Source organism: Flavobacterium zhoui, from assembly GCF_042787235.1.
Taxonomy (GTDB): domain Bacteria; phylum Bacteroidota; class Bacteroidia; order Flavobacteriales; family Flavobacteriaceae; genus Flavobacterium; species Flavobacterium zhoui.
The window spans coordinates 282121-294992 of the sequence record NZ_JBHZPY010000002.1 but is presented as its reverse complement, the minus strand read 5'-3'; the positions used below and the strand labels follow the sequence as shown (position 1 = coordinate 294992).

Sequence of the window (12872 nt, the reverse complement as noted above, 5' to 3'; positions counted from 1 at the left end):
TCGTTCTTACAGGACTTGCGGTATAAATTCAAACTTTCACTGGAGTTTAACCGGCGGACTAGTACATAATAATTGCGTAAAAAAACTGGATTCCTCTTTTTATCTTCAAAATCAGTATGGAAAACCAACCAAAATACAGACTTTCAAAATCCGAATCTTCATTTGTACGAGAACCACTATCCCGTTTTAAAAACTTACTTTTCACTTTTAAAGTACAATACAATTTTATTAAAGCATTTCGCAAAATGCATTTTATTGGTCCATGTGTTACTGTTTTTGGTTCTGCCCGTTTTGGTCCCGAAACAAACCATTATCAAGATGCAGTACGAATCGGGGCAGCACTAGCTGAACTTGGTTTTACTGTTATGACTGGTGGAGGACCCGGAATAATGGAAGCCGCAAATAAGGGTGCTTATGAAGCTGGTGGATATTCTGTGGGATGCAATATTGTACTGCCCATCGAACAAAAACCAAATCCTTATCTGCATAAATGGATTTATATTCCTTACTTTTTTGTGAGAAAAGTTATTTTGATAAAATATTCCTATGGATTTGTAGTAATGCCTGGCGGGTTAGGAACTTTGGATGAATTGTTTGAAGCGCTGACACTAATCCAAAACAAAATAATCAATAGTTTTCCGGTTGTAATTTATGATTCGTTATATCACAAAGAACTTTCACACCATATTCAAATTATGTCAGACAACGAAAGTATAAGTCGTGAAGACATGAAGTTATTATTCATTACTGATTCTGTGGAAGATTTGATAGCCCATATTAAAAAACACTCCATCAAAAAATTTGGTTTAAAAAAACAACCTTACAAAACAAAATGGTGGTTCGTAGAAAAAAGAAAAAAATAGTTGAATTACCTCATCAATAAATATTTGTAACTATTCAGCCTGTAATACAGTAATAGTTTTAAAAGCGTCCAATATGTTTTGACCGTTTTTAATAGAGGTGTCGGTTACCGAACGGATAACCGCATAGATTTGAGCACCATTTTCAGTTTTGAACTGACCGGATACTTTTTGTTTAACTTTTACATTTCTGATAACACTTTCCGATGCATTATTGTCAGGAGGTACTTGGAAATGCGCAAGAAAAGTAAGAATATATTCTTTGTGTTTTATCATTGGTTTATGGAATGCACGCAGTTTCTTTTGATTTTCAGGAAGTGGATTTTCTAGTAAAGCTTCTAAAGAGATTCTTATTTTATCCCTTTCTAAGATTGGCTTGTTATATTGCTCTTGGTTTAAATTTTTCTTAAGTTCTATAGCTTCATACAATGTTCTTTTGAAGTTTGTAGCCCAATTGGACTCAAAGCGTTGTTCAAAAAATATAAGTTCTCGCAATAAATGTGCAATGCATAATTGGTGCGTTTTGCATTGGGTTTGAAAATGACTTGCCCAACAATCATGGACTAAAACCGCATCATGAAAACTTGGAAAAAATTAGTATCAATAGTAGCTGTTCCTCTATTTTTTGAAAACACTACAAATGTAACGAACCTGCTTTGCCAAGTCCAAAACCAACTATTTTTGCCATTTACTCTAATACCTGTTTCATCTGTACCAACAACTTTTTCATTCGATACTTTTTGAGCAATTAAATCATATGCGGGTTGTGCTTTTAATGCAAAACCATCCAAGAGATTGCAAATTGTACCATGTGAAATAGGCAGATTACAAACGTTTTTAAAATATTCGCTCATTCTCTCAAAAGGCAAGTATTGACGAGTATGCATATAGGCAATTGTCGCTTGAATATTAGCGCCGTAACTTATTGTTGCTCTTACATTTTCTGGAAAACAGACTTATTTTGATGACCACAAGAGCACGTCTTTTTAAAAATTCGATGCTCTGTATATTTTGGAAAAATAACTGGAATATCAACCACTTGTCTTTTTAAAAGCAACTCTTCTGGCTGGTCGGATAAATCATTTCCGCAAAAATTACAAAAATCAGGTTTGTGATTGATGATTTGATCTGGATTCTCAACCATTTTTAGCGTAGTGCCTTTGTGTCCTGGTTGTCCACCCGCTTTTTTGCTAGATTTAGTGCGGAAACTTTGGTTTTTCAAAGGCCTATTCTCATCTTTAGAAGGTGAAACTGAACTATTACGACTGTTTTTTCGATGCATTTTATCAAGTAATTTTTCAATTAATGATTCTAATCGGATAACTTTGGTCTCTAATTCAGCAATACGTTTTTTGTCGGAGTTCAATTTCTATTTATTTGACCCAAAGAAAACAAACATCCCTAAAAAGCAAAGCAAATCAAGTAGATAGTTGTTAATTAGTAACGAACAAATGTTCACAACAAAGCTGTTTTTTCAAAAAAAAATCAAAATTGTTCATAACTATGTTTTTTTTTTAGAACAGGCTGAATAGTTACGTTATTTAAAAATGTGTTTTTCTTTTATTCTTTTTCAAATCGGCTAAACATAAAAAGCATGCTTTTTGATTAAAAAGCATGCTTTTATTTTAAAAATTAAATTTAAAAAAGAATCATTTATACAGCCATTTATGCAACATTTTTTCTAAATCAACTTGAATAATTGGTTTTGGAAGATAATCATTCATTCCGGCTTCAAGACATTTTTCTTTATCACCTATCATTATACCGGCTGTAATTGCAATTATCGGGATGTTCTCAGAATCTTTTAATTTCCTGATTTCGTCGGTTGTCTCATAGCCATTTTTATTAGGCATTTGAATGTCCATTAAGATAACATCAGGCTTCTCTTTTATGTACTGTTCAACTGCTTCATTGCCATCTTTAGCTTCAAAAATGATGCAATTTGAAATTAATTTCTTCACCAGAGTTTTTGCTAAAAGCATATTGATTTTATTGTCCTCAACAATTAGAACTTTTTTACCAGTTAACGCCTCACTAAGCACAATAGGCTTTTCTATTGTATTGGTAGTGCGTTCGCTATTTTTTTTATGTTTTGATTTCTTAAATTTAATTTCAAAGAAAAAGTCACTACCTTCACCATATTTACTGATCAATTGCAGTTTACTTTCCATTAACGCCAATAACTGGTTTGAAATCGCCAAACCTAATCCTGTCCCACCAAATTTTCGGTTTGTTGAATTGTCTTCTTGTACGAACGAATTAAATATTTTTTGGTTGTTATTCACTTTAATACCAATACCGGTATCTTTTACAGAAAATTTTAAAACGGAAGATTTAATATTTGAATTTGGAACCTCAGTAATGTCCAATCGAATTTCTCCAAAAGTGGTAAATTTTAATGCATTGCTTAATAGGTTTACCAATATCTGTTTCAAACGGACAGAATCACCCATTATATATTGCGGCACATTACTATCGATGTTTAATACTAAATCTATCTTTTTTAAAGTGGCTTGATAATTAAATAAATCAACAACTTGACGAGTCAATTTAAATAAATTTATTTCTTCTATGTTCAATTCCAATTTTCCAGATTCAATTTTAGAAAAATCTAAAACATCGTTTACAATATGCATCAATGAAGTCGCCGATTCATTAATAGTCGACATGTATTCTGCTTGATTCTTTTTAAGATCAGATTTCATCAACAAATGGGTAAATCCAATAATTCCATTTAACGGAGTCCTTATTTCGTGACTCATATTTGCCAGAAAATCCGTCTTAGCTCTATTAGCAGCTTCCGCTTGCTCTTTGGATTTCACCAATTCAATTTCCATTAATTTACGTGCGGTTATATTCATGAAACTAATCACAATTTCAGTGATATCACCATTTTTATCCAGAACAGGAAAGCCATTACATAATAACCAAATAACATCTTGTTTTGCAGGCCTGTTTACGCCAACAGTTACGTTTTTAAAAGCTTTTTTATCAGCAATAATTTGGTTCACGGGGTATTTTTCAACAGGCATTATTGTAAAATCTTCATTCAAAAAGGTCCAAGCAGGATCAAAATCTTTTTTCCCTTTCATTTGATCATCATTCAAACCAAGCAGTTCAGCGGCCATACTATTACTGATAATTATGGATGTATCAGGCGCATGGACAACAATGCCGGCCTCGAGGTTGTTCAATAAACCACGATACCGCTCTTCACTTTTAAACAATGCAAAATCTACTTTTTTGGATTCAGTTATATCCCTGGAAAGACATATGAAATGAATCTCGTGATCTTCACTTTCTTTCATAGGAGCAATCGAAAGTTCAAACCAATGCATTCCATCTGGTAATTCTAAGGTATATTGCCTTCCATTTGAAAAACCTTTTACCGAAGCTTCCTGTAATGCTGAAATAACTAAATTTGAGGCATCCGAAGGTAATACTTCAGTAACTGTTTTGCCCAGAAATTCACTTGGTGGCATTGCCAATAAATTAAAATGGTAAGAATGGTAATTGTGAATGTAACCATCTAAACCTACTTCAAACAACAAATCTGGAATTGCTTCAAATACACTTGCCAATTTTTCATGCATTTTCAGTAAATCCTCTTCCGCTTTTTTAAGATCGGTAACATCTAACATGGAACCAACGAAACGGATGGGTTTCCCTGAATCATCCCTTATAATTACGGCGCGCTCATAAAAAAAACCATAACTACCATCCGCTTTTTGAAAACGAAATTCGTCTGTCCATGCAGTCGAATTTCCTAAATAAGCACTCTCAATATTTTTTATAACCCTTTCTCTGTCTTCTGGGTGAAGTTTAGACCTCCATATCCTTCTGTTTTCAGCCATTGACAAATCGTCATCATAAGAGTTAAGCAGTTGCTTAAACACTGAATTATGCCAAGTTTTATCTGCTTCGAAATCCAATTCAAATATAGCATCGTTTGTCGCGTGCGAAATCATTTCGAATCGATCGTTAGCTACTTTAATTTTTTCTTCTCCTCTTTTACGCTCGGTAATATCTAACATCGATCCTATATAACGAACTGGTTTTCCAGACTCATCCCGAATAATAATAGCACGGTCATAAAAATCTCCATAAGTTCCATCTGCTTTTAGAAAACGAAATTCATCAGACCATGATGTGGCAGAACTCGCATACGTCTCCTCTAATTTTTTGATCACTCTGTCTTTGTCATCCGGATGTAATCTGGATCTCCATAAAGCCTTGGAATCGATTTTGTTATCTTGACTGTTGTTACCAAAATTGAAAAGTTCAACGAACCTTTTATTATTCCAACTAAATCCCGTTATCAAATCAACTTCAGATATAGCGTCGTTTGTCGCCATGGAGATTCGCTCAAATCGCTCATTAGCCATTTTTATTTTTTCCTCTGTTTTTTTTCTTTCTGTAAGATCAATACCCATTCCTAACAGGCATTTTTTTCCTTCGTATTCTATCATTAAAGAATTAATGTAATACGGAATTTTATTTTTATTTTTTGTAGAAAATTGAACTTCAATACCGGATGATTTTGTTTCAAACACAGTTTTTATCCTTGTTTCTACTTTTATTTTTTCATCACCATCAAAAAAATCTAAGGGATACATTTGAGCAATTTCATAATAATCGTAACCTGTAACCTCTTCAAAGTGTTTGTTCCATTTTAAAAATTTCCCTGATTCATCATACAAATAAAATATACCTGGCAAATTGTTAATAATCGTTTCTGAAAGCTGCTTTTCCTTTAAAATTAAATTTTCAGCAATTTTACGTGCAGTAATATCTGTAATTGTTCCGATGTAGCCAACTATCTGATTTTTAGAGTTTTTTTCAGGAATAGCTTGTCCCATCACCCAAGCAATTGAACCGTCAGCATGAACAAAGCGATACTCTGTATAGGAGGTTTCCTCTTTTTCAGTCACCTGCTCCCAGCGTTTAAATAAAATTTCTTTATCCTCGTCATGCACTGCTTTGAGCCAACCGTTACCTAAAGCCTCTTCATAAGACAACCCTGATATTATACTCCACATTGGGTTCACGTAGGTTGTATACCCTGTTGCATCCGTATGAAAAATTCCAACCGGAGCATATTCCGTAAGAGTATGATAGCGCTGTTCGCTCTCTATAACAGCCGCCTCCGCTTTTTTTCGTAATGCTTCTTTTTCAAAAATATCCAAAGCGAAAGCTACGTCTCCAGTCGCTTCTTCCAGTAACGCTATTTCCTCCGCATCAAAAAAGTTTTTCTCATTGGCATAGAAAGAAAAAATTCCAATTAACTTCCCCATTTTTTTTATCGGAAGTGCCATTAAAGAAAGATATCCCCGTTTTAAAGCTTCTTCTTTCCATGGCAACATTATTAAATCATTTTCAATATCATTGCAGACAACATATTTCCCCTCTCTAACAGCAATACCACCTGGACCACTTCCTTCTGCTGTAGTATCATCCGCAGAAATTGTTTTTATTATCGAAAGATATCCAGAATCTTCTCCCGCTATCATTACAGGAATTATTTTTTTAGTATCTTCATCAACCATGCCAATCCATGCCATTCTAAACTTCCCTAAGTCAACTGCTATTGTACAGGCCTCTTTAAAAAGAATTTGTTCATCAGTGGTACGAACAATCATTTGATTAATTTGACTAATAAATAAATAAAGTCGATTGGCTTTAATTAGTTTTTGTTCAGCCTCAACTCTTTCAGTTATATCGGTAATGATTCCATGACAAATAACTGTTCCTTTTGATTCGACTACCGGTAAAGAATTTACATCATGCCATACCAATCCTTTTGTTGGATGAAGGTATCGGTATTGCTCTTTAAGTGGTACTAACTTAGATTTGGTTCTTTTAATACTTTCTAACACATGGCCAATATCATCTGGATGAATCAATGCAAAAATCATATTTGAATCATTTTTAATGTCTTCATATGAAAAACCGTAAATTTCTTCAATTGCATGACTCGTATAAGTATAACTCAATGAGCCATCTATATTTTGACGCATAGAATAAATTAAACCAGGAGAAGTAGCAGCAATTTTCGCAAACTTATCTCTTTCTTTTACTAAGGTTTCAATTGCTTCTTTTCTTTCGGTTACATCTCTTAAGTTGGCAATAATACCTTTTACATTATTGTCATTCATCATATTATTAACTAAACCCTCCAGCCAGATATAATTTCCGTTTTTATGTTTAACCTGAAATAAAATAGGAACTGGTTGACCTGGATTATCCAATGTTTTTTGTATTGTTTGATAAACCAGCTCTAGATAATCCGGATGAAAATATTCTTGATCAGAAATGTTTTCATATTCTTCATGGCTGTAACCATTTGTTCTGGTAGATGATGAGCTACGAAATAAAGTTTTTAAATTTTCATCAAACAAAGTGATAATACCATCATTATTTTCTACCAATGCTCGAAAACGTTTTTCGTTTTGTTCAATTTTATAGTCAGATCTCTTCTTTTCTGATACATCCCTGAAAAAAATTGATAATCCATCTGTAGAAGGGTAAATATGATTTTCGAACCATGTATCATGCGGTGCATAGTACTCTTCTAAATTGATATATTGCTGAGTTTCTATTGCTTTATGAGACGCTTTAAAAAACGGCTGATCTATACCTTCAGGAAATTCAGCCCAAATGTGCTTCCCAATCATTTCCTCTGGCTTACGATTGAAAATTTCACCGGCTTTTTTGTTCATGTAGGTATAACACCAGTTATTATCTAAGGCTACGAAGGCATCTGTAATACGATCTAAAGTATTTGTTAGTAGTTCTTTTGCTTTTTTACTCTCTGTTATGTCTTTCGAAAATCCTAAAAAACGATTCTCGGATAGTTTTACGGCTTCGACTGACCTCCATCTAATTTCTCCGTTTTTATGGATTGCTTTAATTTCCCCTTTTACACTTCCTGTTTCCAATAGTACATTGAACTGTCTTAGAGAATCTTCTCGGGTATCAGGTGTAGATAAATCTCCAAATTTCATCGCGATTAACTCTTCTTTTGAATAACCCGTAAGTAAAGTAGACGCCGCGTTAGTTTCTAAATAATTCCCTTTCTCATCAACAACAAAAACTCCATCTGGTGCATTTTCAATATAATTCTTGAACTTAGCATTACTTTCTTCTTTGATAATGGCCACTTTGTAATCGGCTTCAGCCTGTTCTTTTGCTTTTAGGTTTTTATTGTTTTCAATTTTCTGGGTGATATCTTGCGTATTACCTCTTATTGCATACACCGTATCCGCTTCATTAAGTAACGGAACAACAATGGCATGAACCCATTTGGTTCGTCCATTTGACAATCGTACTTGTTGCTCCACCTCAAAAGGTTTTTTATCAATTATGGATTGATCTATTTTACGCAGAAACATATCAACATCTTCCTTAGCAAAGCGATTCAAATAAACCTGATATAAATTTTGCTCCGCTTTGTTGTCAACTTCATAAATGGAATACAATTCCTCGGACCAAATCATTTTTTTAGTAAAAAAATTGAACTCCCAGCTTCCAATTTTAGCAATTTTTTGTGCCTCGATTAGTAATTTCTGATTTACAAGGAGATTCTCCTGGCTTATTCTAATTTCCGTAATATCCCGTCCTATGGCATAAATAAAATTTCCGGTAGCATCAACACTTGTTGCCCATTCGATAATAACAATTTCACCATTTTTCTTAACTATTCTATTCTCAAAACTTATTGAAGTTATGCCATGCGATAGTTTTTCCATTTCCTGTATTGATTTTTCCAAATCATCAGGATGGATAAAACTAAGTAGTGAATTACTAAGCAATTCTTTTTTGGTAAAACCAAATATTTTTATAAATGCGGGATTTACCTCCTTATAGAAACCATCTGTCCCTGCAACACAAATTAGATCATGGGATTCTTCAACATAGAATTCAAAATTAGAAACGGAATGTCCTTTTTTGGCTAATCGAATTAATTCTAATTCTTGTTCTTGCGTTTTTTTGCGTAATTCGTCGTACGTTGGTTTGGCCTTATTTATACTCATAAAATTCAAATATAATTATCAATAAATCTATTGCACCCGCTAAATATAATAAAATAAAGTAAGAATTTGAAATGCGCTCTTTATTTAAAATATTATTTAGACTTGTAACGCCTATCAACAGGAATATTTGCGACTATCAGCCAACTTATTGTGTAGTATTGCTGCTTCAATTATCATAAAAAACGTAACCGTAGAGGCTTTTTACAAAGTTCAGCAAACTTGAGTATTCATTACTACTTCTACAGATCATGCCGTGATAAAACTAGAAATAATAGATTTATAGTACGTACAGATAGAGTGCTTTGTCTTACACTATTTTTTAGCTGCAAGTATAAAATTTTAAAACACAATAAAGTATAAAATATTAACTACCAAACACTTAACAACTAAAATAGTTATACCTAGGAAAAGCAATCACAATAGCTTAAACTAAATTTAACAAAAAAACAACAGACATTTGTATATACAAATATAAAAAGTGTTACATTTGTACCGACAAACGAGATACATAAAGGCATGAAAATTGAAGATGAAATAAAAAGTACGGTAGCATTAGACATTTCAAAAAAAATTATTCTGAACGTTTTATATACACAAAACGTAATTACAGAGAATTTTAATGAAATTTTGAAGCCTTTTGATATATCAGGCGAACAATATAATGTGTTACGAATCTTAAGAGGTCAGAAAGGGAATCCGGCAAATATGTGCTTAATTCAAGAACGCATGTTAGCAAGAACGAGTAACACTACACGACTAGTAGATAAATTATTATTAAAAAAATTTGTCACTCGAAATGTTTGCCCAGAAAACAGAAGAAAAATTGAAGTTTTAATTACTCCAAAAGGCCTTGATATTCTTAACGAATTAGACCCTAAAGTAATTGAACACGAGCAATATTTCTCAAGAAACCTGAGTTCATCTGAAGTAGAACAGTTAAATAATTTATTAGAAAAATACAGAAATAAACAACAATAATTATGAGTACATTTTTAGAACACCAAAACTGGCGGTATGCCACCAAAAAATTTGATACAACAAAGAAAATAACAACTGAAGATTTAAGCGTACTAAAAGAAGCTATTCGCTTAAGTTCTTCTTCTTACGGTTTACAACCTTATAAAGTTATCATCGTCGAAAATCCAGAATTAAGAGCGCAATTACAGCCAGCAGCATGGGGACAATCACAAATTGTAGAAGCTTCCCATTTAATCATTTTTGCAAATGAAACGAACATTGGTGATGATGCTATTGACAGTTTTTTGAAAAACATAAGCGAGACAAGAAGCACGCCACTGGAAGCCTTGGCTGGTTATGGTGATTTCATGAAATCAAACATTTCAACATTAACTTCGGAAGCAAAAAATATTTGGACTGCAAAACAAACCTACTTAGCTTTGGGAAATTTGTTAAATGCAGCCGCTGAATTAAGAATTGACGTTACTCCGATGGAAGGTTTTCTTCCAGAGCAGGTAAATGAAATTTTAGGATTAGACAAATTAGGTCTTAATGCTTCTCTAATAGCCACTTTGGGTTACAGACATTCAGAAGACGCTACGCAACATTACAAAAAAGTAAGAAAATCAAACGAAGATTTATTTATCACCTTATAATTACTAATTCAAATTAAATATTAATCAAAATCAAATTAAACAACATGAAAAATTTAAAGTCAATTGCATTAGCATTAGTAGTAGTTTTATCTACTTTATCAGTAACCGCGCAAACTAAAAAAGTAGATGTTTCAAAAAGTTCAATCAACTGGGTTGGGAAAAAAGTAACGGGACAACATAGTGGAACCGTTAACCTAAAAGATGGTCAATTAGTTTTCAAAGGAAAAAAATTAGCAGGCGGAACTTTTGTTGTTGATATGACTTCATTAACAGCTACAGACCTTACAGGTGAATACTTAGGAAAATTAAACGGTCACTTGAAATCAGAAGATTTCTTTGGAACTGAAAAATTCCCTACTGCAACCTTAGTTTTCAAAAAAGCGACTGTAAAAGCACCTAACGTTTATACTGTAACTGGTGATTTGACAATCAAAGGGATAACTAAACCGATAACTTTTGATCTTGCAACAACAAAAAATACTGCTGCAACTACATTTAAAGTAGACAGAACAAAATACGATATCAAATATAATTCTGCAAGTATCTTCAGTACTATTGGAGACAAAGCAATCTCTGATGATTTTGAATTAGCAGTAGCTTTGAAATTCTAATATTTTTTTTCAAAAAAATAAAGTAAACCCCAACAAATCGTTGGGGTTTACTTTTTACCCAAATTTATTTAACAAAAAAACTTGAAATTTAATATATTTTTTTAGTTTTTTATTTTTGAATAATCGAAATTCATTTATATATTTGTCATAAGAATAAAAAGATGAAAACAATTACAAACAATACTTGGTGGTGGAACAATTTACGTCAATCGTCGTGAACTAAGCTTCCTATAGTATTATTAAACTATAAATATAAAAGGCTTGTCATCACGACAGGCCTTTTTTTTTGCTCATTTTATCACTATCACACAACACTAAAATATCTATAAATTGAAACCTTTTAAACTAAATACAAAATATAAGCAAATCCTTGCCGATACTATTACACCGGTAAGTGTATATCTCAAAATTAGGGATAAGTTCCCCAATAGTTTATTACTGGAAAGTAGTGATTATCATGGAAGTGACAATAGTTTTTCGTACATCTGTTGTAATCCGATTGCTTCTATAAAAATAGAAAATGAAACCATTCATAAGACTTTTCCAGACGGTAGTTTTGAGAAAATTAAAATTGATTCTACTATTGATATTCCAGCAGTTATTCAAGAATTTTCAAGTCAATTTAAATCAGAGAAAAATGATTTCAAATTCATAAATAATGGTTTATTTGGTTACATTTCATATGATGCCGTTCGTTATTTTGAAAAAGTAACTATTGCTAAAAAAGACAATAGTATTTCTATTCCTGATGTATATTATGCCGTTTACCAAAACATAATAGCCATCAATCATTTCAAGAATCAAGCGTATATTTTCTGTCATAGTTTAGACGCAAGAAACAACATTTCGGAAATTGAGCAGTTATTGCAATCCAGAAATATTGCTTCTTATAAATTCTCGAAAGAAGGAGAAGGTTTTTCTAATTTGACAGATGACGAATTCAAGCATAATGTGGCTTTGGCCAAAAAACATTGTTTTAGAGGTGATGTGTTCCAATTAGTTTTATCCAGAAGATTCACTCAAGGTTTCAAGGGAGATGAATTTAATGTCTACAGAGCTTTAAGAAGTATTAACCCTTCGCCCTATTTATTCTTTTTTGATTATGGCGATTTCAAAATATTTGGTTCTTCACCCGAAGCACAAATTATAGTAAAAGACCGTAAAGCAGAAATTCATCCTATCGCAGGAACTTTCAAAAGAACGGGAGATGATGAAAAAGATGCCGTTCTCGCCAAAGAACTATCCATAGATAAAAAAGAAAACAGCGAACATGTAATGCTGGTGGATTTAGCCAGAAATGATTTGAGCAGAAACGGGAATAATGTAAATGTCGAGAAATACAGAGAAGTTCAGTTTTTCTCCCATGTGATTCACTTGGTTTCAAAAGTAACCGGACATTTACATGAAAATGCAACAACCATGCAAGTCGTAGCGGATACTTTTCCTGCAGGAACATTGAGCGGCGCTCCTAAGCACAGGGCAATGCAGCTGATTGAAGAATATGAAAAAACAAACCGTAATTTCTACGGTGGAGCCATTGGTTTCATGGATTTTGAAGGTAATTTTAATCACGCCATAATGATCCGAACATTCCTAAGCAAAAACCATCAGCTGCACTCTCAAGCCGGAGCTGGAATCGTAGCCAGCTCTGATGAAGAAAGCGAAATGCAGGAAGTATACAATAAATTGAGAGCGTTGAATGCCGCTTTAGATTTAGCGGAAACAATTTAAAATAATTTAAGAATTTAAAGATTG

8 protein-coding genes and 1 pseudogene are annotated in these 12872 nt (G+C 33.0%); 5 read left to right on the top strand and 4 right to left on the bottom strand.

Annotated features, from left to right (window positions below):
* Window positions 1-116 precede the first annotated feature (116 nt).
* Complete coding sequence (locus ACFX5F_RS04335; RefSeq protein WP_379850247.1) at window positions 117-863, top strand: LOG family protein; 747 nt, start codon at window positions 117-119, stop codon at window positions 861-863.
* Between the two features lie 30 nt (window positions 864-893).
* Here the strand turns inward: ACFX5F_RS04335 and ACFX5F_RS04330 are convergent.
* The 4 genes and pseudogenes from ACFX5F_RS04330 to ACFX5F_RS04315 all read right to left on the bottom strand — a co-directional run.
* Window positions 894-1373, bottom strand: a pseudogene (locus ACFX5F_RS04330) (IS66 family transposase); the annotation flags it as partial.
* Between the two features lie 50 nt (window positions 1374-1423).
* Window positions 1424-1786 (bottom strand): IS66 family transposase, encoded by a 363-nt coding sequence (locus tag ACFX5F_RS04325; protein WP_379850407.1) that lies wholly within the window; start codon window positions 1784-1786, stop codon window positions 1424-1426.
* 8 nt (window positions 1787-1794) lie between these two features.
* Window positions 1795-2226 (bottom strand): DUF6444 domain-containing protein, encoded by a 432-nt coding sequence (locus ACFX5F_RS04320; protein WP_379850245.1) that lies wholly within the window; start codon window positions 2224-2226, stop codon window positions 1795-1797.
* Window positions 2227-2509: 283 nt separating this feature from the next.
* On the bottom strand, window positions 2510-8893 hold the full coding sequence (locus ACFX5F_RS04315; RefSeq protein ID WP_379850243.1) for a PAS domain S-box protein: 6384 nt from the start codon (window positions 8891-8893) through the stop codon (window positions 2510-2512).
* A gap of 516 nt (window positions 8894-9409) precedes the next feature.
* On the opposite strand from ACFX5F_RS04315, the gene ACFX5F_RS04310 reads away from it, so the two are divergent.
* From ACFX5F_RS04310 to ACFX5F_RS04295, 4 genes are all read left to right on the top strand, one after another.
* The gene (locus ACFX5F_RS04310) at window positions 9410-9871 is read left to right on the top strand and encodes a MarR family winged helix-turn-helix transcriptional regulator (RefSeq protein WP_379850241.1); all 462 of its coding nucleotides are present in this window, start codon (window positions 9410-9412) and stop codon (window positions 9869-9871) included.
* A 2-nt stretch (window positions 9872-9873) separates the two neighbouring features.
* Entirely contained in the window at window positions 9874-10506 is a 633-nt protein-coding gene (locus ACFX5F_RS04305; protein WP_379850239.1) for an NAD(P)H-dependent oxidoreductase, read from the top strand.
* Window positions 10507-10550: 44 nt separating this feature from the next.
* A complete protein-coding gene (locus ACFX5F_RS04300) occupies window positions 10551-11117 on the top strand; it encodes a YceI family protein (protein WP_379850237.1) in 567 nt (188 codons plus the stop codon).
* A 330-nt stretch (window positions 11118-11447) separates the two neighbouring features.
* Window positions 11448-12848, top strand: a complete 1401-nt coding sequence (locus ACFX5F_RS04295) for an anthranilate synthase component I family protein (protein WP_379850235.1) — start codon at window positions 11448-11450, stop codon at window positions 12846-12848.
* The last annotated feature ends 24 nt before the right edge of the window (window positions 12849-12872 follow it).

Excerpts from the sequence above, each read along its gene's own strand:
- ACFX5F_RS04315 (WP_379850243.1), bottom strand. The coding sequence starts at position 8,893 with ATGAGTATAAATAAGGCCAAACCAACGTACGACGAATTACGCAAAAAA.
- ACFX5F_RS04305 (WP_379850239.1), top strand. The coding sequence starts at position 9,874 with ATGAGTACATTTTTAGAACACCAAAACTGGCGGTATGCCACCAAAAAA.
- ACFX5F_RS04310 (WP_379850241.1), top strand. The coding sequence starts at position 9,410 with ATGAAAATTGAAGATGAAATAAAAAGTACGGTAGCATTAGACATTTCA.
- ACFX5F_RS04335 (WP_379850247.1), top strand. The coding sequence starts at position 117 with ATGGAAAACCAACCAAAATACAGACTTTCAAAATCCGAATCTTCATTT.
- ACFX5F_RS04300 (WP_379850237.1), top strand. The coding sequence starts at position 10,551 with ATGAAAAATTTAAAGTCAATTGCATTAGCATTAGTAGTAGTTTTATCT.